General features: G+C 72.1%; 20 protein-coding genes, 1 tRNA gene and 1 riboswitch. Of the genes, 4 read left to right on the top strand and 17 right to left on the bottom strand.

Annotation, left to right across the window (positions count from 1 at the left end):
* Positions 1-98: 98 nt before the first annotated feature.
* Positions 99-893 carry a VOC family protein gene (locus ACH4DX_RS23250; protein WP_398156512.1) on the top strand — a complete coding sequence of 265 codons (795 nt, stop codon included), beginning with the start codon at positions 99-101 and terminating at the stop codon, positions 891-893.
* 69 nt (positions 894-962) lie between these two features.
* Here the strand turns inward: ACH4DX_RS23250 and ACH4DX_RS23245 are convergent.
* Positions 963-1,045 (bottom strand) — tRNA-Leu (locus ACH4DX_RS23245).
* 421 nt (positions 1,046-1,466) lie between these two features.
* Between ACH4DX_RS23245 and ACH4DX_RS23240 the strand changes: the two genes are divergently transcribed.
* Both ACH4DX_RS23240 and ACH4DX_RS23235 read left to right on the top strand, forming a co-directional pair.
* Positions 1,467-2,240: an ABC transporter ATP-binding protein gene (locus ACH4DX_RS23240; RefSeq protein ID WP_398122819.1), complete on the top strand. Its 774-nt coding sequence runs from the start codon at positions 1,467-1,469 to the stop codon at positions 2,238-2,240.
* A gap of 304 nt (positions 2,241-2,544) precedes the next feature.
* Positions 2,545-5,061 (top strand): ABC transporter permease, encoded by a 2,517-nt coding sequence (locus ACH4DX_RS23235; protein ID WP_398156511.1) that lies wholly within the window; start codon positions 2,545-2,547, stop codon positions 5,059-5,061.
* A 107-nt stretch (positions 5,062-5,168) separates the two neighbouring features.
* Here ACH4DX_RS23235 and ACH4DX_RS23230 read toward each other — a convergent pair whose 3' ends face one another.
* From ACH4DX_RS23230 to ACH4DX_RS23155, 16 genes are all read right to left on the bottom strand, one after another.
* Positions 5,169-6,482: a class I SAM-dependent methyltransferase gene (locus ACH4DX_RS23230; protein WP_398156510.1), complete on the bottom strand. Its 1,314-nt coding sequence runs from the start codon at positions 6,480-6,482 to the stop codon at positions 5,169-5,171.
* A 233-nt stretch (positions 6,483-6,715) separates the two neighbouring features.
* The gene (locus tag ACH4DX_RS23225) at positions 6,716-8,116 is read right to left on the bottom strand and encodes an NAD(P)/FAD-dependent oxidoreductase (protein WP_398122816.1); all 1,401 of its coding nucleotides are present in this window, start codon (positions 8,114-8,116) and stop codon (positions 6,716-6,718) included.
* 412 nt (positions 8,117-8,528) lie between these two features.
* Complete coding sequence (locus tag ACH4DX_RS23220) at positions 8,529-9,470, bottom strand: exopolyphosphatase (protein WP_398156509.1); 942 nt, start codon at positions 9,468-9,470, stop codon at positions 8,529-8,531.
* A 47-nt stretch (positions 9,471-9,517) separates the two neighbouring features.
* Positions 9,518-10,051, bottom strand: a complete 534-nt coding sequence (locus tag ACH4DX_RS23215; protein WP_398156508.1) for a DUF501 domain-containing protein — start codon at positions 10,049-10,051, stop codon at positions 9,518-9,520.
* A 142-nt stretch (positions 10,052-10,193) separates the two neighbouring features.
* Positions 10,194-10,673, bottom strand: a complete 480-nt coding sequence (locus tag ACH4DX_RS23210; RefSeq protein WP_398122813.1) for a septum formation initiator family protein — start codon at positions 10,671-10,673, stop codon at positions 10,194-10,196.
* Positions 10,674-10,766: 93 nt separating this feature from the next.
* On the bottom strand, positions 10,767-12,053 hold the full coding sequence (eno, locus tag ACH4DX_RS23205) for a phosphopyruvate hydratase (RefSeq protein WP_398122812.1): 1,287 nt from the start codon (positions 12,051-12,053) through the stop codon (positions 10,767-10,769).
* A 441-nt stretch (positions 12,054-12,494) separates the two neighbouring features.
* Complete coding sequence (locus tag ACH4DX_RS23200; protein ID WP_398156507.1) at positions 12,495-13,256, bottom strand: transglycosylase family protein; 762 nt, start codon at positions 13,254-13,256, stop codon at positions 12,495-12,497.
* Between the two features lie 4 nt (positions 13,257-13,260).
* Positions 13,261-13,450: riboswitch (cyclic di-AMP (ydaO/yuaA leader) on the bottom strand.
* A gap of 203 nt (positions 13,451-13,653) precedes the next feature.
* Positions 13,654-14,787 (bottom strand): transglycosylase family protein, encoded by a 1,134-nt coding sequence (locus ACH4DX_RS23195; RefSeq protein WP_398156506.1) that lies wholly within the window; start codon positions 14,785-14,787, stop codon positions 13,654-13,656.
* 149 nt (positions 14,788-14,936) lie between these two features.
* Positions 14,937-16,256 (bottom strand): cytochrome P450, encoded by a 1,320-nt coding sequence (locus tag ACH4DX_RS23190; RefSeq protein ID WP_398156505.1) that lies wholly within the window; start codon positions 16,254-16,256, stop codon positions 14,937-14,939.
* 319 nt (positions 16,257-16,575) lie between these two features.
* Positions 16,576-18,525, bottom strand: a complete 1,950-nt coding sequence (locus ACH4DX_RS23185) for a tetratricopeptide repeat protein (RefSeq protein ID WP_398156504.1) — start codon at positions 18,523-18,525, stop codon at positions 16,576-16,578.
* A gap of 66 nt (positions 18,526-18,591) precedes the next feature.
* Positions 18,592-19,644 (bottom strand): nucleoside triphosphate pyrophosphohydrolase, encoded by a 1,053-nt coding sequence (locus ACH4DX_RS23180; RefSeq protein ID WP_398156503.1) that lies wholly within the window; start codon positions 19,642-19,644, stop codon positions 18,592-18,594.
* A gap of 297 nt (positions 19,645-19,941) precedes the next feature.
* Positions 19,942-20,616: a SurA N-terminal domain-containing protein gene (locus tag ACH4DX_RS23175; RefSeq protein ID WP_398156502.1), complete on the bottom strand. Its 675-nt coding sequence runs from the start codon at positions 20,614-20,616 to the stop codon at positions 19,942-19,944.
* Between the two features lie 129 nt (positions 20,617-20,745).
* The gene (locus tag ACH4DX_RS23170) at positions 20,746-22,287 is read right to left on the bottom strand and encodes a protein kinase (RefSeq protein ID WP_398156501.1); all 1,542 of its coding nucleotides are present in this window, start codon (positions 22,285-22,287) and stop codon (positions 20,746-20,748) included.
* Between the two features lie 2 nt (positions 22,288-22,289).
* Positions 22,290-22,886, bottom strand: coding sequence for a hypothetical protein (locus ACH4DX_RS23165; protein ID WP_398156500.1), 597 nt, complete (start codon positions 22,884-22,886; stop codon positions 22,290-22,292).
* A gap of 185 nt (positions 22,887-23,071) precedes the next feature.
* Positions 23,072-23,815 (bottom strand): N-acetyltransferase, encoded by a 744-nt coding sequence (locus ACH4DX_RS23160; protein WP_398156499.1) that lies wholly within the window; start codon positions 23,813-23,815, stop codon positions 23,072-23,074.
* A gap of 84 nt (positions 23,816-23,899) precedes the next feature.
* Entirely contained in the window at positions 23,900-24,580 is a 681-nt protein-coding gene (locus tag ACH4DX_RS23155) for an HNH endonuclease family protein (RefSeq protein WP_398156498.1), read from the bottom strand.
* A 287-nt stretch (positions 24,581-24,867) separates the two neighbouring features.
* On the opposite strand from ACH4DX_RS23155, the gene ACH4DX_RS23150 reads away from it, so the two are divergent.
* On the top strand, positions 24,868-25,323 hold the full coding sequence (locus tag ACH4DX_RS23150; RefSeq protein WP_398156599.1) for a nuclear transport factor 2 family protein: 456 nt from the start codon (positions 24,868-24,870) through the stop codon (positions 25,321-25,323).
* The last annotated feature ends 5 nt before the right edge of the window (positions 25,324-25,328 follow it).

Below are 25,328 nucleotides of genomic sequence, written 5' to 3'. Positions count from 1 at the left end.
GGGTCCTGGCGCCGAGCCCGGGCCCGGCACGGACCTCGGCCCGCCCCCGCCCCGGCGCGGCGGCCCCGGCCGCCAACCCCCGAAGGGCAGGGCAGACCATGCTTTCCACCGACTTCGTCCCGGGCGTTCCGAACTGGCTGGACCTGGGTGCTCCGGACACCGACGCGGCGGTGTCCTTCTACACCGCCGCCTTCGGCTGGCACCACCAGCCGGCGGGACCCGACGGCGGGTACGGATTCTTCCTCCAGGACGACAAGGCCGTGGCCGGGATCGGTTCGCTGACCGAGGAGGGCGCGTCCGCCGCCTGGACGCTGTACTTCCACACGCCGGACGCGGACGCCACCGCCAAGGCCGTCGAGCAGGCGGGCGGCAGCGTCCGGGTGCCGCCGGGCGATGTGTTCGGCTTCGGGCGCATGGCGCAGTTCACCGACCCGGCGGGCGCGGACTTCGCCGTCTGGCAGCCCGCCGACATCAGGGGCGTACAACTGGTGAACGCACCCATCTCACTGACCTGGACCGAGCTGTACACCACGGACGCCGACGCGGCGAAGGCGTTCTACCGCGCGGTGTTCTCCTGGCAGTGCACGGACGTCCCGATGAGCCCCGAGCTGACGTACACCGTGCTGACCCCGGCGGGCGGCGGCGAGGAGCACAGCCACGGCGGTCTCCTCGCGCTGCCCGAGGAGAATCTGGCGGAGGGCTCGCGGCCGGAGTGGCATCCCTACTTCGAGGTGGCCGACTGCGACGCGGTGTACGTGAAGGTCGTGGAGGCCGGGGGCACGGCCCTCATCCCGCCCTCCGACGCCGAGGGCATCGGCCGGTTCGCCATGCTGTCCGACCCCTGGGGCGCACCCTTCGCGATCATCAAGAGCGCTGCTCCCGAGGGGAGTTGAGCCACCACGGGTTGAATGGTCGATGAACGGCCCGTCGGGGGAAACCATGGGAGAACAGGGCGGCGGAGGTGCCCGGAACCGGACTTGAACCGGTACGCCCGCTAGGGGCAGCGAGGTTTAAGCTCGCCGTGTCTGCATTCCACCATCCGGGCAGGCCGTGGGCTCCGCATCAAGGCTTCGACCCTATCGGGAGGCATCCCCCGAACAGCGGCAGAACAGCCCGACGTTGTCTTATTTTATTGACGTCTGAGGGAGCATCAGCACCTGGTACGCGCCGGTGGTACATGCCATGGGCCATACCGACCGGGCCCCTCGCAGGTGAGGGAATTGACGGGATTTAGCCGTCCCGGGCGAGACGTCCGCGCGTGGGGGGCGAATCGGGTCGGGTCCCGGGTCCGGGGCCCACCCCCTACTTCGCGCAGGGCGGCGCCTCATCCCCAGGTATGACATGGACCCACCGAGTCCGACCCGAGTCGCCCCCAGGAACCGGAACAGCGGCTGACTCCACGGGGCTCTTCCCCGGCGACGATGGAGTACGTCCCCCACTCGTCGTCCCGACAGGAGCACCGTCCCGTGACCACCACCACTTCCTTCGCCGCCCGGGCCACCACCGTGGCCGCGCGTGCCACGGATCTGTCCAAGGTCTACGGTCAGGGCGAGACGCAGGTCGTCGCGCTCGACCAGGTCTCCGTCGACTTCGGGCAGGGCGAGTTCACCGCGATCATGGGCCCCTCGGGGTCCGGCAAGTCCACGCTGATGCACTGCGTGGCGGGCCTGGACAGCTTCAGCGGCGGCTCCGTGCGCATCGGCGAGACCGAGCTGTCCAGCCTCAAGGACAAGCAGCTCACCAAGCTCCGCCGGGACAAGATCGGCTTCATCTTCCAGGCGTTCAACCTGCTGCCCACGCTGACCGCCCTGGAGAACATCACGCTCCCCATGGACATCGCGGGCCGCAAGCCCGACAAGCAGTGGCTGGAGCAGGTCATCTCCATGGTGGGCCTCGCGGGCCGCCTCTCGCACCGGCCCACCGAGCTGTCCGGCGGCCAGCAGCAGCGCGTCGCCGTGGCCCGTGCCCTCGCATCCCGGCCGGAGATCATCTTCGGTGACGAACCGACCGGGAACCTGGACTCGCGCTCGGGCGCCGAGGTCCTCGGCTTCCTGCGCAACTCGGTGCGGGAGCTGGGCCAGACCGTCGTGATGGTCACCCACGACCCGGTGGCCGCCTCGTACGCCGACCGCGTGATCTTCCTCGCCGACGGGCGGATCGTGGACGAGATGCACCAGCCGACGGCTGAGGGGGTCCTCGACCGGATGAAGGACTTCGACGCGAAGGGCCGGACCAGCTAGCGCCGGTCGGCCCGTGGCGGGCGGCAGCCCCTGCTCCCTCTGCGGCCCCTTCCCCCGCGGCCCCTGCTCCCTCTGCGGCCCCTTCCCCCTGCGGCTCCTGCTTCCCTGCGGCTCCCGCTTCCCCGCGGCTCCCGCGCCGCTTCGGCCTCGCGGCCGCCCTTTGCGCCCCTTCGGGGCATCCGGGCTGTTCTTGGACGTGGCGGTTGGTTGTGGCCGGTCGCGCCGTTCCCCGCGCCCCTTCGGTGCGCCGACGCCGTTCCCCGCGCCCCTTCGGGGGTGCTGACCTCACCCTGGACTGACACCCATGTTCCGTACCGCCCTGCGCAACGTGCTTGCGCACAAGGCCAGGCTGTTGATGACCGTGCTCGCCGTCATGCTCGGCGTCGCGTTCGTCTCCGGCACCCTGGTCTTCACCGACACCTTCGGCTCCGCCTACAAGAACAAGTCGGCCAAGAGCTTCGACCACGTCTCGGTCGCCATCAAGCCGGACGGCGGCTCCGACGACGGCGAGGGCAAGCGGCCGCCGCTGACGGACCGGCTGCTCGCCAAGGCGAAGAAGCTGCCCGGCGCCGAGTCCGCGCTCGGCAGCGTCTCCGGCTTCACCGCGCTCGCCGACAAGGACGGCAAGCTGGTCGGCGGCGAGTGGGGCACCACCGGCGCCAACTTCTTCCCGGGCAAGAACGGCAAGGACCCGCGCTACGACTTCACCGACGGCACCGCCCCCACGTCGGCCCGCGACATCGCCCTGGACAGCCGCACCGCCGACCGCACGGGCTACGAGGTGGGCGACACGGTCCGCTACTCCACCGACGGACCGGTGCGCACCGCCAAGGTCAGCGGCGTCTTCGACACCGACGACGGCAGCGTGATCGCGGGCGGCAGCCTGGTCGTGTTCGACAACGACACGGCGCGCAAGGCCCTCGGCAAGAAGAACATGGCGTACGACGAGATCGACGTGAAGGCCGCGGCGGGCACCTCGGAGAACGCCCTGAAGGCGTCCGTCGAGAAGATCCTGCCCAAGGACGCCGAGGCGGAGACCGGTACCGAGCTCAAGGACGAGCAGGACCGCATGATCGAGCAGAACACCAGCTCGATGAGCCAGGTGCTGCTGATCTTCGCCGGCATCGCCCTGTTCGTCGGCATCTTCATCATCGCCAACACCTTCACGATGCTGGTCGCCCAGCGCACCAAGGAACTCGCCCTGATGCGCGCCGTCGGCGCCTCCCGCCGCCAGGTCACCCGCTCCGTGCTCATCGAGGCGTTCCTCGTCGGCCTCGTCGCCGCCGTCGCGGGCTTCGCGCTCGGCATCGGCGTGGCCGTCGGCCTGGAGTCCCTGATGAACGCGGGCGGCGCCTCGCTGCCCGACGGGCCCCTCGTCATCGGCCCGACGACGATCGTCACGGCACTGCTCATCGGCGTGGTCGTGACCATGCTCGCCGCCTGGCTGCCGGGGCGCAGGGCCGCGAAGATCCCGCCGGTCGCCGCGATGAACAGCGTGCACGCCACGCCCACGACGCGCGGCCTGGTCGTCCGCAACACCATCGGCTCGCTGGTCGTGGCCCTCGGCGTGGTCATGATGTTCATGAAGGACAACTACGTGAAGTCCGGGGGCGCCGCGGTGATCCTCGTCGGCGTCATCGTCCTGACGCCGCTGCTCTCCCGCCCCTTCATCGCCGCCGCGGGACCGCTCCTGAAGCCGTTCGGCGTCACCGGCAAGCTGGCCCGTCTGAACTCGGTCCGCAACCCGCGCCGCACCGCCTCCACCGCGTCGGCCCTGATGATCGGTCTGACCCTCATCACCGCCATGACCGTCGTCGCCGTCTCCATGGGCAACGCCATCAACAAGATGGCGACCGACTCCCTGAAGGCCGACTACGCCCTGTCCATGGCGAACTTCCAGCCCCTGACCCCCGAGGTCCACGACACGCTGGCGAAGCTGCCCGAGGTGGAGGCCAGCTCCGCGCTGCGCACCGAGTACGGCGAGGCCGACGGCCGCTCCACCCAGATCACCGGCGTCGACCCGAAGTCCTTCGACGAGCTCGTCCACCTCGACTTCACCAGCGGCTCCATGGCCGGACTCCAGGGCAGGACGACCCTGATCGACAAGGAACTCGCCGACAAGAAGGGCCTCGATGCGGGCGACACCGTCCCGGTGAGGTTCGACGAGGACGACAAGACCGTGCGGCTGAAGGTCGTCGGCGTCTACCAGCAGAACGAGATGATCAACGGTCTGTTCACGCCGACCTCCAACGTCACTCCGCACATGTCGAAGGTCGCCGACCAGCAGGTCCTCCTGAAGATGAAGGGCGGCACCTCCGAGAAGGCCGAGGACGCCGTCGTGAAGGCGCTCGGCGACAACCCCGCCATCAAGATCCAGGACAAGGACGACATCAGCAACGAGGTCGGCGGCGCCATCAACATGCTCCTCAACATGCTGTACGGCCTGCTCGCCATGGCGATCCTCGTCGCCGTCCTCGGTGTCATCAACACCCTGGCGATGTCCGTCTTCGAGCGGAAGCACGAGATCGGGATGCTCCGCGCGATCGGTCTGGACCGCGCGAAGATCAAGCAGATGGTGCGTCTCGAGTCGGTCGTCATCTCGCTGTTCGGCGCGGTGCTCGGCGTCGGGCTCGGCCTCTTCCTCGGGTGGATCGCCGGTGACGCCATCTCCGGCACCGTGCAGACGTACACCATGCAGGTGCCGGTGGGCCGGATCGTGATCTTCCTCGCCATCGCGGCGGTGGTCGGGGTGCTGGCCGCCGTCTGGCCCGCGCGGAGCGCGGCTCGGCTCAATCCCTTGCAGGCCATCAAGTCCGAGTGACGCTTGCGCTGGGCTGAGCGGGGGTCCCGGGGTACTGGTCGCCCCCGGGGCCCCCTTCATATGGGGCTGCGCCCCTTGCCCCCCTGTCGCCGCTTCGCGGCTCGTCCTCAAACGCCGGACGGGCTGACGTGCCACTCCCTGGGTCTCAGCGGCAGGCCCGACCTGCCGTGCTCCGGGGTGCGGATCGCCAGGACCTGGTTGACGCCTATGCGGTTGTGTTCGAAGGCCAAGGCGGAGGCGGCCATGTAGAGGCGCCAGATGCGGGCGCGGGCGGGGCCGGCCAGGCGGACGCCCTCGGGCCAGTGGGCCTCCAGGTTGGCGACCCAGTGGCGCAGGGTGTGGGCGTAGTGCTCGCGGATCGACTCCACGTCATGGACCTCGAAGCCCGCTCGCTCCAGGAGGGCGACGGTGGTGCCGAGGGGGGCGAGTTCGCCGTCGGGGAAGACGTAGGCGTCGATGAACTCGTCGACCGTGTACGCGGACTCGTCGGCCTGCGGGCGGCGCGCGATCTGGTGGTTCAACAGGCGCCCGCCGGGCTTCAGGAGGGCGTACAGGTCACCCGCGTACTCCAGGTACCGCTCGGAGCCCACGTGCTCGGCCATGCCGATGGAGGAGATCGCGTCGTAGGGGCCGTCGCGCACGTCGCGGTAGTCCTGTACGCGGATCTCGACGCGGTCGGTGAGCCCTTCCTGGGCGACGCGCTTCCTGGCGTACGCGGCCTGCTCCTGGGAGAGCGTGACGCCGACGACGCCCACACCGTGCTCGCGGGCGGCGTGCACGGCCATGGAACCCCAGCCACAGCCGACGTCGAGCAGGCGCATGCCGGGGCGCAGGCCCAGCTTGCGGGCGACGAGTTCGAGCTTGTCGCGCTGGGCGTCCTCCAGGGGCGCGTCCGGGGACTCCCAGTACGCGCACGAGTAGACCATCGACGGGCCGAGCACCAGTTCGTAGAAGTCGTTGCCGACGTCGTAGTGCCGGCTGACGGCCTTCTTGTCGCTGCCCCTGGTGTGCCGGTGCAGCCTGCTCTGCCTGCGCGTCTCCTCGGGGGGCGCGGGCGGCGGCACGAAGGGCGCGGCGAATCGCAGCAGGGGCAGGGCCGCGGCTCTGACCCGCGGGTCGCGCAGGCTGTCGGTGAGGCTCCTGGCGTCCTCGTCGCGCTCCCAGATGAACTCGGCGAGCAGATCGAGCACCGCGTACAGATCGCCGTCGACATCGATGTCCCCCGCCACCCACGCCCGGGCGAGACCCAGCTCCCCCGGCCTCCACAGCAGCCGGCGCAGGGCACGGCGGTGGCGTACGACGACGGTGGGCGCGCCGGGCGGGCCGGTCTCCGAACCGTCCCAGGCGCGGACCCGCACGGGCAGCTCGGCTCCCGTGAGCTGCTCGGCGAGGTTCTTCAGCCGCAGTGCGGCATCCTGCATGGCGCACACCTCCGTGATCACATCCCGGAACGGAACGTCCGACACCACGTAAACACCGCCGGAGGTCGTGCGCAGTCCCGTCGGCCCGTCATGAACGGGCAAAGTACCTGTAGTGACCACCGAGAGGGCGGCGGGGTCGCCGGAAACGCCGGAAGGGCCCCCGCACCACGGATGGCGGGAGCCCTTTCGGCGTACTGCGAGCCGTACCGGAGTACGGGACCGGTCTCAGGCCGTCAGGAGGCCTTGGCCTTCTCCTCGGCCTTCTTCTCGGCCGGAGCGGCCGCGGCGGCGGGCTTCGGGGCCGGCTTCGCGGCCTCGTAGAACTCCTCGCGCGGAGTCTCCATCGCACCGAGGGAGACGACCTCGCGCTTGAGGAACATGCCGAGCGTCCAGTCCGCGAAGACGCGGATCTTGCGGTTGAACGTCGGCATCGCCATGCCGTGGTACGCGCGGTGCATGTACCAGGCGAGACGGCCCTTGAGCTTGATCTTCATCTTGCCCATGACGATCATCGCGACGCCCTTGTGCAGGCCGAGGCCCGCGACCGCGCCCTTGTTGGCGTGGCTGTACTCCTTCTGCGGGAAGCCCCGCATGCCGGAGATCACGTTGTCGCCGAGGACCTTGGCCTGGCGCAGCGCGTGCTGGGCGTTGGGCGGGCACCAGGCGTTCTCGTTGCCCGCCTTGCGGCCGACGACGTCCGGCACCTGGGCGTTGTCGCCCGCGGCCCAGATGTAGTCGGTGCCCTGCACCTGGAGCGTCGTCCGGGTGTCCACGTGGCCGCGGGGGCCGAGCGGCAGGCCGAAGCGCGCGAGGGCCGGGTTCGGCTTGACACCCGCGGTCCACACGATGGTGTTCGAGTCGACCTCGAGGCCGTTGTTCAGGACCACGTGGCCGTCCACGCAGGAGTCCATGCCGGTCTTGAGGTAGACCTCGACGCCACGGCCCTCCAGGTGCTCCTTGCCGTAGGCGCCGAGCTTGGGACCGACCTCGGGGAGGATCTTGTCGGCGACGTCGACGAGGACGAAGCGCATGTCCTCGCGCTTCACGCTCTTGTAGTACTTGGCCGCGTCGCGGGCCATGTCCTCGACCTCACCGATGGTCTCGGCACCGGCGAAGCCACCGCCGACGAAGACGAAGGTGAGCGCCTTGCGGCGGACGTCCTCGTCCGTCGTGGAGTCGGCCTTGTCGAGCTGCTCGAGGACGTGGTTGCGCAGGCCGATGGCCTCCTCGATGCCCTTCATGCCGATGCCCTGCTCGGCGAGGCCGGGGATCGGGAAGGTGCGGGAGACCGCGCCCATCGCGATGACCAGGTAGTCGAACGGCAGCTCGTACGCCTCGCCGACGAGCGGCGCGATCGTGGCGACCTTGCGGTCCTGGTCGATGGTCGTGACCCGGCCGGTGAGGACTTCCGCCTTGGGCAGCACGCGTCGCAGCGGGACGACGACGTGCCGAGGCGAGATGCTGCCGGCCGCGGCTTCGGGGAGGAAGGGCTGGTACGTCATGTACGAGCGCGGGTCGACGACCGTGACGGTCGCCTCCCCGTAGCGCATCTTCTTCAGAATGCGTCGAGCTGCGTACAGGCCTACGTACCCACCGCCTACTACGAGGATCCTGGGACGCTCCGTGGTGCTCATGCCATCGAGTATCCACCCCCTCGGCGGGGGTCGCTCGTGCGCCCCTTCACAAGCTTGGGCGAGGCCTCTGCTACACTTCGCCGCCCACGTGACGGAGGTCATGGCGGCCCGGGGGAACCACGGCGCCCCACGAGTCGTTGTCAACCCCTCGTGAGCTGCCGCTCCTGCCTCCTGCGCCCGGTGGACCAGCCCCCCGTTCACACGCCGGTAACGCGCCATGAACACGCGGCGGACCGCCCCCGCGCGGACCTGATCGCTCCGGGGCGGCCCCAACTCCGCAAAACCGCGCCCAACTGGGCCGATTTCCTTGTGAAGAACTTCACGAACTTTCCCGCCGGGGTGCGCCCGAGGAGCCTTTCCGACCCTCTTTCAGCCGCTCAAACGTCCTTCGCGACGCTCAGCCGTGTGTCCCTCAGGCGATGGACCAGGCGATCCCGTCGAGGATGTCGTGCTCGCTCACGACGACCTCGCGGGCACCCGTCCGCTCCATGATCGCGAGGAGCACCAGGGCGCCCGCCGCGATCACGTCGACGCGGCCCGGGTGCATCACGGAGATCGCCGAGCGCTCCGCGTGCGTGGAGTGCACCAGGCGGTCCACGATCTCCGCCACCCGCTCGTAGGGGATGCGGGAGTGGTGGATCGCCGCCGAGTCGTAGGCGTCGAGGCCGAGTGCGATCCCGGCCACCGTGGTGACCGAGCCCGCGAGGCCCACCAGCGTGCGGGCCTCGCGCAGGGGGACCGTGTGCTCCGCGAGGTCGAGCGCCGCCTCCACGTCCGCGCGGACGGCGGCGATCTGCGCCGCGGTGGGCGGATCGGCGACGACGCCGTCGTGCACGAGGTGCCGCTCGGTCATCCGGACGCAGCCGATGTCCACGGAGCGGGCGGCGCGCACCTGGTCGTCGCCGACGACGAACTCCGTGGAGCCGCCGCCGATGTCCACCACCAGGTACGGGCGCGGCAGGTCGGCGCGGCCCGTGAGTTCCCTCGTCGCGCCCGTGAAGGAGAACTCGGCCTCCTGGTCGCCGCTGATCACCTCCGGTTCGACGCCGAGGACGTCGAGGACCCCGCGTACGAACTCGTCGCGGTTCTCGGCGTCGCGGGAGGCGGAGGTCGCGACGAAGCGGAGGCGTTCCGCGCCGTGCTCCTTGATGACGGCCGCGTAGTCGCGGCAGGCCGCGAAGGTGCGCTCCAGGGCCTCGGGGGCGAGGCGGCCCGTCTTGTCGACGCCCTGGCCCAGGCGGACGATCTGCATCCGGCGGTCGAGGTCGACGAGTTCACCGGTCGCCGGGTCGGCGTCCGCCACCAGCAGGCGGATCGAGTTGGTGCCACAGTCGATGGCGGCCACGCGGGTCATCGTTCTCCTTGTCGTCACGGTGTTCGGCACCGAGGGCGGGCGTCGGCTTACTGGTCCCCGGCGCACGGGGCGGTGCTCACGCACGGGCCCTTGCGCCACCACTGCGGGAGCATGGCGATGGCCTCGTCGCCGAGGGGGTTCACGCCGGGGCCCGCGGCCAGCGAGTGGGCGACAAGGACGTGCAGGCACTTCACGCGGTCGGGCATGCCCCCGGCCGAGGGGAAGTTCTCCAGGACCTCGATGGCGTCGCGGCGCGCGAGGTAGTCCTCGTGCGCGGCCCGGTAGGCGGCGGCGAGTTCGGGGTCCGCCGCCAGCCGCTCCGTCATCTCCTTCATGACGCCGTTGGCTTCCAGCGTGCCGATCGCGGACGCGGCCCGCGGGCAGCTCAGGTAGTACGTCGTCGGGAACGGCGTGCCGTCGGGCAGCCGCGGCGCCGTCTCCACCACGTCCGGGTTGCCGCAGGGGCAGCGGTGCGCGATGGCGCGCAGGCCGCGCGGCGGGCGCCCGAGCTGCTCCTGGAACGCGGCGATGTCGGCGTCCGTGGGCACGGTGGACTCGGTCTGGGGCGGGGGCGTTTCCATGCCTGTCTTTCGGTTCGTTCGGTGCGGTTCGTTCGGTGCGGTTCCGATCGGGGCGGTTCGATCGGTGCGGTTCGATCGTGGGCCGTTCGATCGGCGCCGCCGGTGCGGTTCCTTCGGTGGTGCTGCTTCGGCCCGCCGCGGTTCACTCGGCCCGGTCGGCCTTGTCGACGCCCTCCAGGACGTTGGCGTACCAGGGGCGGTCGGCCGCGCCGTCGTCGCCGCGGTGGCCGTCGTCGGCCGCGGGGTCGATGACGGTGAACCCGGTCTCGCCCGGCCGTACGTAGTGCAGCCGGTCCCGGATGCGCTGCTCGGCGTACGCGTCGTCCTGCCAGCGGGCCTTCTCGTCGCGAAGGCGCTCGACGTTGTCCCGGTGCTCGGCCTGCTTCTGCCGCTGCTCGGCGATCTCGGCGCGCTGCGACACGTACTGCCGCATCGGGTACGCGAGCGCCACCACCAGCGTGCAGACGACGAGGACGAGCAGCGCGGCCCTGCCGGTCAGCCGGGAGCGGCGCGCCTGGCGCCTGGTCTGCGAGCGGTAGACGCGCTCGGCCGTCTGCTCGCCGAACACCCGCAGCCGGGTCGCCGTGGAGAACCGGTCCTTGTCCCGGACTTTCCCGGCCATGTTGTCTCGCCTCCCCAGTACGCGCGTACGTCCCCGCACACGGTACGGGACCGGGTACGGGGACGTACGTACGACTGGCTAGGGCTTGGCGCCTTAACCCTTGAAGCGGGGGAAGGCGCTGCGGCCCGCGTACACCGCGGCGTCGTCGAGGATCTCCTCGATGCGGAGCAGCTGGTTGTACTTGGCGACACGGTCCGAGCGGGCCGGGGCACCGGTCTTGATCTGGCCGCAGTTCACGGCGACGGCGAGGTCGGCGATGGTGACGTCCTCGGTCTCGCCGGAGCGGTGGGACATCATGCACTTGAAGCCGTTGCGCTGGGCCAGCTCGACGGCGTCCAGGGTCTCGGTCAGCGAACCGATCTGGTTGACCTTCACCAGGAGGGCGTTGGCGGCGCTGTCGTCGATGCCGCGCTGGAGGCGCTCCGGGTTGGTGACGAACAGGTCGTCGCCGACGATCTGGACCTGCTCGCCCAGCTTCTCGGTGATGATCTGCCAGCCGTCCCAGTCGTCCTCGTACAGCGGGTCCTCGATGGAGACCAGCGGGTACGCGGAGACCAGCTCGGCGTAGTAGTCGGTCATCTCGGCGGCCGAGCGGGACTTGCCCTCGAACTCGTAGACGCCGTCCTTGTAGAACTCCGACGCGGCGACGTCGAGCGCGAGCGCGATCTGCTCGCCGGGGACGTAACCGGCCTGCTTGATGGCCTCGACGATGAGGTCGAGGGCGGCGCGGTTGGACTCCAGGTTCGGCGCGAAGCCGCCCTCGTCGCCGAGGCCGGTGGACAGGCCCTTGGTCTTCAGGACCTTCTTCAGCGTGTGGTAGACCTCGGCGCCCCAGCGCAGCGCCTCGGAGAAGGACTCCGCGCCGATCGGGGCGATCATGAACTCCTGGATGTCGACGTTGGAGTCCGCGTGGGACCCGCCGTTCAGGATGTTCATCATCGGAACGGGCAGCAGGTGCGCGTTCGGGCCGCCCAGGTAGCGGAAGAGGGGGAGGTCGGAGGCCTCGGACGCGGCGTGCGCGACGGCGAGGGAGACGCCGAGGATGGCGTTCGCGCCGAGCGAGCCCTTGTTGTCGGTGGCGTCGAGGTCGAACATCGCCTGGTCGATCAGGCGCTGCTCGGTGGCGTCGTAGCCGACGAGCTCCGGGCCGATCTGCTCGATGACGGCGAGAACGGCCTTCTCGACGCCCTTGCCGCCGTAGCGGTTGGCGTCTCCGTCACGCAGTTCGATGGCCTCGAAGGCGCCGGTGGAGGCGCCGGACGGAACCGCGGCGCGGCCGGTGGACCCGTCGTCGAGGCCGACCTCGACCTCGACCGTGGGGTTGCCTCGGGAGTCCAGGATTTCCCGGGCTACGACGACGTCGATGGACGGCACGAGCATCTCCTTCTGGGATGTGACGCTGGGGGCGCGCGGCGTGCACCACTGTGGGCGCGGGCTTGCGCATGGCTTGCATGGTCTTCATCGGCCCTGCGTCTCCTGAGCCTAACGGGCCTGGGGGCTTCGGCCAGCCGACCGCCCGGCCCGTGGGACGGCCGACGGCCCATTTCCCAGGTAATCAGGGCGGAAGCCAGGCCCCTACTGGCCAGTAGCTTCGCCTAAGGCGTAGCTCGGGGCTCCGGGTGGGCCGGCCCAGGGCTCCGCGAGGACCAGCCGGGGGCTTCCGTCAGGACCGGCCGTGCGGCCCCCGGCGGTGCCCGCGCAGCACCTCGCCCCGGTGCGTACGGGGGATACGCGCACCGGGGCGAGGGAGACCGTGGGGACGGAAGCGCTCCGTGGGACCGGAGCGAGGCGCCCTGGCCCGACAGGGCCGGGGAGCCCGGGTCAGCTGAGGTGCAGCTGCTGGCCGGGGTAGATGAAGTCGGCGTCGTCGATGATGTCGCCGTTCAGCTTGTAGACCTTCTGCCAGCCGCCCTTGACCTCGCGCGCGTCGGCGATCTTGGAGAGCGTGTCGCCCTTCTTGACCTTGTACTCGCCGTCGCCCTTCTTCACGACCTTGCCGGTCGGGGTCTCGACGGTCTTCTTCGACTCGGTCCGCGGGGCGGCCTGCGGGGCGCTCTGCGGCTTCGGCTGCGCCTGCTGCTGGGGCTGCGCCTGCTGACGCGGCTGCTGCTGGGGCTTGACCTGCTGCTGCGGCTTGGCCTGCTGGGTCTGGTGCTGCGGCTGCGACTGCTCGCCACCGCCGCCGTTGCCGCCACCGCCGCCGTTGTACGAGGCGCCGGTCAGGCCCACGCCGCAGCTCGGCCAGGCACCCTTGCCCTGGCCCGCGAGGACCTTCTCGCCGATCGCGATCTGCTGGGACTTGGAGGCCTTGTCGGCCGTGGAGGCGTACTGCGTGCCGCCGTACGCGGCCCAGGTGGAGGCCGAGAACTGCAAGCCGCCGTAATAGCCGTTGCCGGTGTTGATGGACCAGTTGCCGCCGGCCTCGCACTGCGCGACGCGGTCCCACTGGTCGGCCGTGGCGGCGCTCGCGGTGCCCGTGGCCATCAGCGGGGCGGCGACAGCGGCGCCGGTGACACCGACGACGGTGGCGGCGCGAGTGGCCTTGGACGGACGGCGGTGCTTGCCCTTGCTGGAAAACAGCATGGATGGATCCCCTCACCGACGCCTGCGAGGTGAGCTGTCGGGTTCGGGCGGGTGAGTGCCCGGTCGCACCACGTGCGTGCGACTTCACCCCTAGCCGTTCCTGTCCGTCCCGCGGCGCTTGCTGCTCGCTGCGGTGCGGACGGGCCCGGCGCTTACCTTGGGTCCCCCGCTCCTGCCTTCGGCGCACGAAGCGACGACTGTTCCCGTCCGGCCGTTGGCAGGATTCGGCGTACCGACCGGCGGGGCCCGCTGTGGCGAGCGATCACGACCGTAGACGGGCAAACCGCGGAATTTCAAAGACGATCAGGGCTTCTGAGACCCATCTCTCACTTGCGCCTCACCACCTTTAAACCGGACATTCATCGCGAACTGCCCGTCAGTTCCGGGCGTGTCGCGGCTACTTCCGGTCCGCCTCCGCGGCCTGCTTCTCCTTCAGGTCAAGCTGCTGACCGGGGAGGATGAGGTCCGGGTCGGCGCCGACGGTCTTCTTGTTCTCCGCGTAGAGGGAGGACCAGCCGCCGTCAAGGTCGTGCCGGTCCGCGATGCGCGAGAGGTTGTCGCCGGAGCGGACCGTGTAGGTGTCGGCGGGGCCGGGTGAACCGCGTTCTGCCCCACGGGAGGCGTGCCGCCCCGCGGAGCCCGCGCCGGACTCGCCGTCCGCGGCCTCGTCCGCGCTCGAACCGCGGTGGCGTCCCGAGGTGCCCTCGGCGGACTCGGAGGACTCAGGGGAATCAGAGGGCTCGGAGGGCTCCTCGGAGCCTTCGGAGCCCGAAGGGGCGCTCTCGGCGCCGGAGTCGCCGCCGGAGCCCGGCGAAGTGGTGTCGCGGCCCGCGGACTTGCCGTCCCGGCCGGTCTCCCGTCCGCCCTCGTCGCCCTTCCCGCCCTCTTCGTCCTTCTCCCTCGCACCGCTCGGCCCCGACGTGCCGGCTTCGCCGGTCGTGTCACCGCCGCCCTTGCGGTGCTTGCCGGTTCTCCCGTCCCGGGCGTCATCGCCGCTCCTGCCGTCGGCGTGATCCCTGTCTCCCGGACCGGTGGAGTCGTCGGAGCGTGTGGAGCCGGAGGAGTCCTTCGCGCCCCGGTCCTCCTCGTCCCCGCGGGAGGAGTCGGCGGACCTGCCCGGCGCCACCGGCAGGCCCGGGTCGACGTCGGCGGCCGCATCGTCCTTGCTGAGGCCCGCGGCCGGGCCGCAGTTCGGCCAGGCGGCGGGGCCCTGGTCGGCCAGGACCTCGTCGGCGACGGCTATCTGCTGGGAGCGGCTCGCCTCGTCGGCGCTCGGCGCGTAGGCGAGGCCGCCGTAGTTCTCCCAGGTCTCCTGCGTCATCTGCAATCCGCCGTAGTACCCGTCGCCCTTGGCGCTCCAGGCGCTGCCGCTCTCGCACTCCGCGACCTTGTCCCACGTCGCGGCCTCCGCGGCGTTCGCGCCCGTGGCGCCGAGCAGCGGGATCGCGATGGCGGATCCGGTGACGCCGGCCGCGACGACGATCGCCGGGGCTTGGCGGGGGCGGCGGTGACGGCCTTGACCGGAGAGCATGCACATGCCTTTCGCGTGACGACAGGGGCGGCCGCGACACATGGTGCGCTGGGGTGCCGAGCCGTCGTGAAAGTAGCCGCAGTCGAACGTCAGTCACAAGTCGATGCAGCGCAGATCACGCGAAAGTCACAGTTTTGACCGGCCGTCAGTCAGCTGCCGGGAAGGCCCCCGGCCCCGGGCGGTGTGAACCGTACCGGAAGAGTCCGCAGGCCACGCATGATGAGCCCGCCGCGCCACCGCAACTCCTCGGGCTCGACGCCGAGTTGGAGGTCCGGCAGCCTGCGCAGCAGAGTCGCCACGGCCGTCTGCCCCTCCAGGCGGGCGAGGGGGGCGCCGAGGCAGTAGTGGATGCCGTGGCCGTATCCGAGGTGCTGATTGTCGCGCCGGGACAGATCGAGGAGGTCGGGCTCCGCGAATCGGGCGGGGTCGCGGTCCGCGGCGGCGAGGACGACGAGGACCGGGTCGCCCACGGCGATGTCCTGGCCGCCGACGCGCAGCGGCTCGGTGGCGAAGCGCCAGGTGGCCAGTTCGACGGGCCCGTCGAAGCGGAGCAGTTCCTCGATGCCCGTCTCCAGGAGGGCGCTCTCCCCGGCGGCCAGGGACCGTTGCAGCCGGGCCCGCTGCTCGGGGTGGGTGAGCAGCGCGAGGATGCCGTTGCCGATGAGGTTCACGGTCGTCTCGAACCCGGCGAACAGCAGGATGAAGGCCATGGCGGCGGCCTCGTTCTCGGTGAGGTGCTCGCCGTGGTCGGAGGCGCGGATCAGGCCGGAGATCAGGTCGTCCCCGGGCTCTGCCCGCTTGCGGTGGATGAGCTCGGCGAGGTAGCCGCGCATCTTCTTCACCGAGCGCGCGACGCCGCCCCGCGGCCCTCCCCCGTGCCGGATCATCATGCCCGCCCAGTCCCGGAAGTCGTCCTGGTCCTCCCGGGGTACGCCGAGCAGGTCGCAGATGGCGTAGATGGGGAGCGGGAAGGCGAACTCGTGGATGAGGTCGGCCGCGCCGCGCTCCGCGCCGTGCTTGTCGAGGAACGTGTCGATGAGCTGGTCCGTCAGCTCCTGCACGCGCGGCGCGAACGCGGCCACCCGGCGCGGGGTGAACGCCTTCGACACCAGTCGGCGCAGGCGGGTGTGGTCCGGCGGGTCGATGTTGAGCAGATGCGTCATCAGCTCGGCCTTGCGCTCACCCGGGATCCCGGTCCTGCCCCTGGCGTGCGCGGGCTCGTCGTGGTGCGCCGGGTTCTTGCTCAGCCGCTGGTCGGCCAGCGCCTCCCGCGCGTCCGCGTACCGCGTGACCAGCCAGGCCTCGACACCGCTCGGCAACTCGGTCCTGTGCACGGGGGCGTGCTCCCGCAGCCAGGCGTAGGCCGGGTAGGGGTCGGTGGCGAACTCCCAGGTGAAGAGGTCTGGCGCGGGGGCCTTCGGTGGGGTGGGGGGTGTGTGGGGGCAGGTGGGGGGTGGCTGGTCGTGCATGTGCCGACGGTATCGGGCGGGGGTGGGGGGCGGCTTCCTCGGCGTGTGGTGCGGGGCGGTTTCCCGGGTGTGGTGCCGGGGGTGGGGGGCGGCTTCCCGGCGTGTGGTGCCGAGGGGGCGTCCCCTCGTTCTCCGCGGAGTGCATGGGCGGGCTGCACGGGCTGCGGGCCGCTGGCTCCCGGCTATGGGGCTCGGGCTACCGGATACGGGTCGTGGGCCGCGGGCTCCCGGCCATGGGCTCGGGCTACCGGATACGGGTCGTGGGCCCCGGCTGCGGACCGCACGCGCTTCCAGGTCCGGGCCGCAGGCGGGCCAGAAGTTACACGGGCTCGCCCTGTCCCTGCGTGTCCGTGTCCGTGTCCGTGTCCGGAGGCGGCTCGGCCCCCTGTTCCGGGGGCAAGGTCATTCCTACCCGCAGGACGTTCAGGGCGAAGGCCGCGTCGCGGTGGCCCGTTTCGGCCGCCACGCGGTACCAGCGGGCGGACTTCCCCATGCGGCCCGGTCGCAGCAGCAGCTCGGCCAGGTGGAACGCCGCGTTCGGATCCCCCGCCTCCGCGCCCTCGGTGAGCCAGTGCCGGGCACGGTCGCGGTACAGCTTGCCCAGGGTGACGTACGCGTCCTTCGAACCGGCCTCGGCGGCCTTCTCCAGATACCCGGCGGCCTCCACGACGGCGCCCCGGCCCGCGAGGATGTGCCCCAGCTCGTTGCAGCCCAGGGTGTTGCCGCGGTCGGCGGCCCTGCGGTACCAGCCCTCCGCCTCCGACACATCGCCCACCGCCACCGCGACCCAGCCGAGCAGGAGGCACGCCTCGACGTCACCCCCGGCGGCCCGGGGCAGCAGGGCGGCACGGCACGCGTCGACCAGGGGCGCGACGTCGAGGCCGTGCGCGGCGGCCGTCGCGGACCCGTGGACCCATACCGAGGTCGATACCTCCCCCAGCTCGCCGGACCGTACGGCGTCCGCGACGAGGGAGCCGTAGGCCCGGTAGGTGTCGGCCTTCGTCCCGGGGACGAGCAGCCCGGTAGCGTCGTAGCGCAGCCGGGTGGCCCAGGCCAGGGCCTCCTCGAAGGACTCGTGCCGTCGCCCCTCGCGGACGGAGGCCTCCTGCTCGTCGGGGTAGTCCTCGACGACCGCGCGCAGCACGGCGAGCGGGATGTCCTCGCCGATCCCGCAGCGGGCCAGGTCGATGGCGGCGCGCACCAGGAGGTGGCCCTGCGGGTGCGTCTGCGGGCGCCGGGCCCTGCGCCACTCGTCCCACAGCTCCGGCCCCAGGGCGAGGTACTCGGTGACCCCGCGGCTGCCGCGCCGCTCCGCGGCCGCCGCGAGGCGCGGATCGCCGGCACCCGCGAGCCGCGCGAGTTCGGCGGCGCTCCAGCGGCGGGACAGCTCGACGGTGCGGGCGCCGCTCAGGACCCGCGCGGCGGGGCCACCGCCGAAGCGGTGCTCGTCGTACGCCGTGTCGCGCATCGTGGCGAGGACGAGCACACCCTCCTGTACGAGCCGGGAGAGGAGCGCCGCCGTGAGGCCCCGGGGGCCGAGGTGGCCCTCCAGATCGTCGAGCCAGAGGATGCGGTGGCCGTCGCGGCCGTGCCCGCCGGACGCGATGTCCCGCAGGTCCGCGCCGGGGTGCGGGGCGTGCACCCGGGGCTCGGGGTCGGTGCCCGCGCTCAGCGCGGCCCACGCCGCCGTCATCGTCTTGCCGGACAGCGGCCCGCCCGTGACGACGACAAGACCGCCCTCGTGCAGACCCCGTACGACGAGGGTGTGCAGCTCTTCGTCGCAGTCACGCTCGACGTAGGGCGTGAGGCTCGGCTCGTCCCCGAAGTGGCTCGTGGGGCGCACACCGAACCAGAGGCGGCGCAGCCGGCCGACGCGGGGCCAGCTGTCCGCCGGGTCCCGGCCGTCGGCGAGGGTGGTGTGGACGGTGACGTGGCCCGTGATGGTCCCGGCCTGGATCACCGCGCCCGCCGAGCTGTCGGAGAGGCTGTTCCGCGTCGGGGGCTGCGACGGCACTCCGGGCGGGAGCTCCGACGCGGGCGGAGCCACGGCGGGCGGTGACCCGGCGGGCGGTGACCCGGCGGGCGGCGGCGTGGCGGGCGGAGCCGCCCTGTACGGCTCGTCGTCCGGGAGCGGCCCTGACGGCACGGGCGTGGACACCCGCACACTCATGTCGTGCTCGCAGTCCGTGCAGAAGCGGTCGTCCTCCTCCAGCCGGGCCTGGCACATCGGGCAGTACACCGTCGCCTCCTCGGGCTGCAACTCCCGCAACTCCCGCTTCTCATGGCCGGGTTCGGCGCCGCGAGTGCGCCCCCGGATCCCCCGGGGGCAACCGTACTAAGCCCCGGGCGCCTCGGCCTCGCGTACCGCGTCCCGGTAGGCCCGGGCCGCAGCCCGCAGCGCCGCCTCCGGGTCCGTTCCCTCGGCCTCCGCGCGGACGGCCATGGCCAGCAGGTCGTACCCGATGCCGTCGCCCGTGGGCAGGGGGACGTCGAGGCCCGCCGTGCGGACGCGGGACGCCAGCTTGGCGGTGAGGGCGAGAGCGGGCTGGCCGAGGGGGACGCCCTCGGTGACGGAGGTGCGCTGCTTCTCCTGGGCCTTGGTGCGCAGCCAGTGCTCCTTGACCTCCTCGGGGGTGGACGCGGTGTCCTCGCCGAAGACGTGCGGGTGGCGGTGGACGAGCTTGTCGACGATGCCCGCGGCTACGTCGTCCACGGAGAAGGCGGTGCCGTCCTCGGCCTCCTCCGCGATGCGTGCGTGGAAGACCACCTGCAGGAGCACGTCGCCCAGCTCCTCGCGCAGCTCGTCCGAGGCTCCGTCCTCGGCGGTCCCGGCGTTCCCGTTGTTCCCGTTGTTCCCGGTGGCCTCGATGGCCTCCACGAGTTCGTACGCCTCCTCGATGGCGTACTTCGCGAGGCCCTGGTGGGTCTGGCGCGAGGACCAGGGGCATTCGACACGGATGCGGTCCATGACCTGGACCAGGTCCAGGAGGCGGGCGCCCGGCAGGTCGTACGACCCCGGCAGCAGTTCCAGGTCGGGCATCGGGACCCGGCCGGAACCCGCGAGGCGGGCCAGGCCGTCGGTGAGGCGGCGGTCGCCTTCGGCGGTGGCGACGACGAGCACCGTGCGGCCCCCGGCGCAGGCGCGCACCAGTTCCTCCGCGGTGGGTGCGGCCTGCTTGACGTCGATGCCCGCTTCCCGCAGGTACGGGAGCTGGGGGTGCGTGGCGTCGGCGCACACGACCTCGTCCGCGCCGTGCAGTGCCTGCCAGGCGGGCCAGGACAGCAGGCCGGGGGCGACCCGGTGGCTGGTGGTGAGCAGGACGGCTCGGCCCGGGCCGTTCCCGTCCGGCTCGACGGCGGGCCCGTCGGTGGTCTCGATCTCGTTCACGGTTCGAACGTAGCCCACGCCTCGTGCGGGTGGGGGGCGTGCCCGCCTTGTCAGCAGCGCGGGGGGCTGCGCCCGGCTGGGGGACGCCGCGGGTCCGTCCTGCCCCGTCGCCCCGCGGAGGCGTCTGCGGCTTGGACGTGGTTGCGCGCGCAGTTCCCCGCGCCCCTTACGGGGCTTCGCCCCGCGGACGCGTCCTGCCCCGTCGCCCGCGGAGGCGTCTGCCGCTTGGACGTGGTTGCGCGCGCAGTTCCCCGCGCCCCTTACGGGGCCTCGCCCGCGGCCCTTGCGGGGTCTCGTTCACGTCTGGGCAGGGGCCGTGCCGTCCTGGGTGACCTCGCGGACCCAGGGGGTCTTCAGGTCGGTGCGCTTGCTCGTCTTGAGGTCCCAGGTGCCGTAGCGCGGGTTCAGGTCTACGTCGAGCTTCTTGGAGGCCTTGGACATGGCGGCCCAGAAGGTGTTCTGGCCCTCCGCGGAGTTCATGTCGGCGCCGAGCGCGCGGGCGATCTTCTGTGCCTCGATCTCCGTGCGGATGCTGGCGTCGAGGCGGCCGGGCGCGACGCTGTAGCGCTGGAGCCACTCCGTCTCCAGGGCCTTGGGGCCGCCCGCCTGCTCCTCCAGGCCCGCCCGCATGGTCTGGATCTCCCTGCGCGTGACGCGCACGTCGGCGTCCCGCGCCGCCCGGTGCAGGACCTTGTCGAGCACCATCGTGTGCAGCGTGCTGCGGGCCAGGCCGCCGCTCTTGGCGATGACCTGCCCGTACTGCGTGTCGTCGGGGACGGCGGCCCGCTGCGCGGAGCGCACCTCGTTCACCCTGTTCTCCAGCTGGGCGACCGTGATGCGCTGGTCGCCGACGACGGCCGCGGCGCCGGGATGCGCGTCGTTGCCGCAGGCGGTCAGGAGCGGGGCCGCGACCAGGGCGGCTGCGGAGAGGATGAGCGCGGAGCGACGACGGCTGCTGCGGCGGCGGTGCAAGTGGACCTCCCGGTGGAGAGATTGTGCTTCGCTGCACAAAGTCTTGCGGTGATCGATGGTAGGCAGTGGTGGTCGGCTCGGCCACCCATTCGACCAACGATTCGCGAGGAGTTCGGGCACTGGGCGTTCCTAGCCCCGCACCTGCCCCAGCCAGTGCAGCGTGCGCCGGATCTCCGCCGGGAAGGGGTGGCCGACGCCGTGCACCCGCTCGGCGTCCAGGACCAGGCGCCCCAGGATGTCGTGCGCGGCCGGGCGGTCGCCGAGGGCGAGCAGGAGCTGGCCGATGCGGCGCCGGATCTCCAGGGACTGGCGGATGTCGGCGGTCGCGTACTGGTTCTCGTAATAGGGGAGCAGCGTCCGGTACTCGGCGAGCGCGGCCGCCGGATCGCCGAGGTGCTCAAGGCACTGCGCGGCCTCGTAGCGGAACTGCAAGGACTGCGGATCGGCGTGTCCCGACTCGGCGGCGCGCTGGTCGGCGAGGCGGCGCAGCTCGGGCAGGGCACGGCGGTACTGGCCGTCGTCCATGAGCGTGGCCGCGTACTGCTTGCGCAGGGTGCGGACGACGGGCGAGTGCTCGCCGTGCTGGGCGGCGGCGTCCGGCAGGATCGCGCCGAGGATGTCCACGGCCTGGGTGACACGGCCCTCGCCGAGCAGCCGCTTGATCTCGTCGACGGCGGCGGCGACGCCCTGCGCGGTCCCCGGCGGCCGGGGCTGCGGGGCGGGCGTCGCGGCACGGTCGGGCCAGGGCGCGGCCGGGCGCAGGAACGGGCGGGTCGGGTCCAGGGGGCGGCCGGTGGGCACCGCGCGCCCCGGCAGCAGCGGCGCGAGCTCCTCGTACACGTCCTGGGCGCCGGCGGGGCGGTGCTGCGGGTCCTTGGCGAGCAGCCGAAGGACCAGGGACTCGAGAGCGTCGGGGACCTCGGGGCGCAGCCCGCGCAGGGGCACCGGTGGCTCGTACAGATGGCGGTGCAGCACGCCGAGCGCGGTCGAACCGGAGAACGGCACGTCGCCGCTGAGGAGTTCGTGCAGGACGACGCCGAGCGCGTACAGGTCCGTGTACGGGCCGACGGCGCCGCCCATGGCCTGCTCGGGCGCCATGTACGAGGGGCTGCCGATCGGGGAGCCGGTGTGGGTGAGGCGGGTGGTGTCGGTGTCCATGACCGAGGCGATACCGAGGTCGAGGACGGTGACCGTGCCGTCCTGCTTCACCATCACGTTGCGCGGCTTCAGGTCGCGGTGCACGATCGGCACGGCGTGCACCGCGGAGAGCACCGCGCACAGCTGCGCGGCGACGGCGACCGCCCACTGCCAGGGGTAGGGGCGGTGTGCGGCGAGGTGGTCACCGAGGTCGGCCCCGTCGACGTACCCCATGACGAGGTACAGGTCGTCGCCGTCGCTGCCCGCGTCGTGCACCGTGACCAGGCCGGGGTGGTCGACCTGCGCGGTGACGCGGCACTCGCGGGCGAAGCGGCGGCGCAGCTCCTCGGCCTGGCCCCGGTCCGCGGGGCCCGCGACCCGGTCCGGGCGCAGCAGCTTGACCGCGACCCGCCGGTCGAGGCGCTGGTCGTAGGCCGTCCAGACCTGGCCCATGCCGCCCTGGCCGAGCAGCGTCGACAGCTCGTACCGCCCGGCGACCACGCGGTGGTCCGTGCCCCCTGTCGCGGCGGCCACGGTCAGTTGCCGCCTTCCTGCTTGCGCAGGTAGTCGCTCAGCTCGTCGAGTTCGGCACGGACCTGGTCGATGCGGGCGGGGGCGGGCGGCGCGTGCGGGCCGGGCTGCGGCGCCGGGTAGCCGTACGAAGGCTGGGGCGGCGGCTGCTGGGGTTGGGGCTGGGGCTGTCGCGGTACGTAGCCGCCGGCGAACTGCGTCTGCTGGTACGGGGGCGGGGTCTGCGTCTGCGCGAACGCCGCCGCCCGAACCTGCCGCGCGACCCGGGAGAAGTGCCGGATGTCCATGGTCAGGTAGTAGGCGATCACGGGTACGAGCGTGGAGACGAGGATGGCCATGCCCGTGTTGCCGGAGCCCGTGAACTCCTCGTCGCCCGGGTCGATGACGACGAGGACGACGGCGGTGGCCTCCACGGCGACGACGACCGCGAGGAGCACCCAGTCCCGGACCGTGCGCGTCACCAGGGCGAGCCGCAGCATCGCCGCCCACGCGAGGAATCCGCACGTCACGACCGCGAGCACGACGAACAGCACGCGCAGCGTCACATACGACCCGCCGGGAGGGGCCGGTGGTACGTGCGGCCCATAGCCGTGGGCGTGCATGGCTGCTCCAGAGACCCGAAGAACGAACAAATGCGGTACGAGCGTATAGGCCGACCAGCACGACCGGTCCCGGGTTGTACCGAACCGTTGCCGTACTGGTCACCAGGGGCCCCGCCCGCGCCGTCACAGCCCGCGGCTCGGACTCATGGATCGCGGCTCGTGGCAGACGGTCCGCGGCTCACGGCTCACAGCACGTGCCGCACCCACACATTGGGCTCCACGTACACCGCGTAGCCGCGCGCGGGCTCGCAGTGGACCGGCACCAGGGCGCCGGGCACCTCGACGACGCCCTCCGCGTCGAACGGCAGCCCCGTCCAGTCGCGCCACTGCGCCGTCGTGCCCGCCACCGTCATGGACACCGGCGCCACCTTCTCGATGACGCCGCCCGCGCGGACGTGCACCCGCAGCCACGGGTCGTGCGGAAGCCCGTCGTCCCGGGTGCGCCGCGCGTACTCCTCGACGGGCGTGGCGGGCTCCAGGTGCTTGGCGTTCGGCCGCACCGGGGCGACGACCTCGCCGTAGCCGCGCCCGCGCGCGTTCTCCCGCAGGGCCGCGAGCATCTGCCCGGAGAGGCCCCGGCCCTGCGCGTCCGGGGCGACCGTGATCTCGACCGCGCTGACGGTGTCCGGCTCCCGGCCCCGCTTGAGGTCCGAGAACGCCCACAGCACCGCCTGGTCCCAGCCGCCGTCCGGCAGTTCGCCGCGCCCCGGTGCGCGCAGCGCGAACGGCACGCTGAGCGCGCGCGCCACCACCTGCCCCGCCTCGTCCGTGGCGACAAGGACGTACTCCGGCCACTCCACGGGTATCCGCATCATGTGCGACCACGCGACGAGGTCGTACTGCACGAACTCCGCCCAGGTGTCGGGCATGGCCCACATGGGGCCGTTGAGTTCGGGGCGCTCGGCGAGGGTGGTGATCTTCAGGTTCACGGCTCGCACGCTAATCGCGGGGGGCGCGCCGGGGAAAGCGATTATCGCGGCGGGAAACCGGCCGCAGCCGTGCGGCGCGGTGCCTCACCGCGCCCGGAAGCGTCCCGGTGCCTGGGTCGGGCTGCCGCCGCCCGGCAGCTTCTCCTGCGGGCAGCGCGAGAGCACCCGGCGCATCGCGTCCCGCTCGGCGCCGGTCACCCACAGCCCGTACTTCTTCTTCACGGCGACCTGCCGGGCGACGTACGCGCACCGGTAGGACTTGTTCGCGGGCAGCCACGTCGCCGTGTCGCCGTCGCCCTTGCCGCGGTTGGGTCCCGCGTCGACGGCGAGGAGGTTGAGGGGGTCGTTGGCCAGGGCGATGCGCTTGCCCGGACGCCAGCCGCCCGCGCCCTTCTGCCAGGCGTCGGAGAGGGCCACGACGTGGTCGATGTCGACCCGGCTGCGGCCGCGCGTGAACGCCACGTCCTTGCCGGTGTACGGGTCGGGGGCCAGGGTGCCCGACACCACCGTGCAGTCGCCGCCACGGAACTTCACGCCGTCCAGGTCCCGTTTGAGTATGTCGTCCCGGGTGCCGCACCCGTTGGAGTCGGTGTCGGCCCAGGGGCTGCCGAACCGCGCGCGGTCGTAACCCGTTCTCGGGGCACGGCCCTTGACGGTGAGTGAGTCCACGGCGGCGAGCGCGGCACCGCCCCGCGCGCCGGAACCCGGGGCTCCGCCCGTGTCGCCGCCGTTGCGGGCGCCGTCCTTGCCGTCGTCGTCGCTCATGCAGCCCGACACTCCGCCGAGCAGGACCAGCGCGGCCGCGACGCCGGCGACCGCGCGCCGCCCCGCCGACCTGCCCCGCGCCGACCGCCCTCGCGTCGCCCGTTCCGCCGCCGACCGTCCTCGCGTGGTGGTGCCCGCGAACCTCACAGCTTCCCCTCCCAAGGACCGGCCCGCCCAGGACCGGCCCCTACGGTAGCGGCCGGGGCCACCACTCCCCCGAACGGGTGTTACCCGTGGCGTAATCGACCACCACCGCATCCGCGCGGCAAGCTGCCGGTATGAACACCATGAACGTCACCGGGCCCACCGAGGCCGCAGCCGGATCCGGAGCCGAGGACGAGGCCGGGGCCACCCGCGCCACCGTCCGGGCCTTCCTCGCCGCCCGCATGAACGGGGACGTCGAGCGGCTCACGGCACTGTTCGCGGACCGCGTCGACTGGCTGCTCGCCGAGAACCCGGCGTGTCCCTGGATCCGCCCGCGCGCGACCGCCGCCGAATGCGCCGCCCAGGTCACGGACCTGAACCGGCACACCGTCGCGGAGAACGCGCGGGCGTCCGTGGACACTTTCCTCGTCGAAGGACCCGACGCCGTCCTCATGGGGCACCTGTCGGGGACCGTGCGCGCCACCGGCAAGTCCTACGAGGGCCCCTTCGCCCTGCGCCTGACCGTCGAGGACGGCCGGATCACCAAGCACCAGCTCTACGAGAACGGCCTGTCCATCGCGGCGGCCTGCACTCCCTGAGGCGG

This window comes from Streptomyces sp. NPDC017940 (genome assembly GCF_044328435.1).
Taxonomy (GTDB): Bacteria; Actinomycetota; Actinomycetes; order Streptomycetales; family Streptomycetaceae; genus Streptomyces.
Note: the sequence above shows the minus strand (reverse complement) of the source record. Positions and strands in the feature narration are given on the sequence as shown.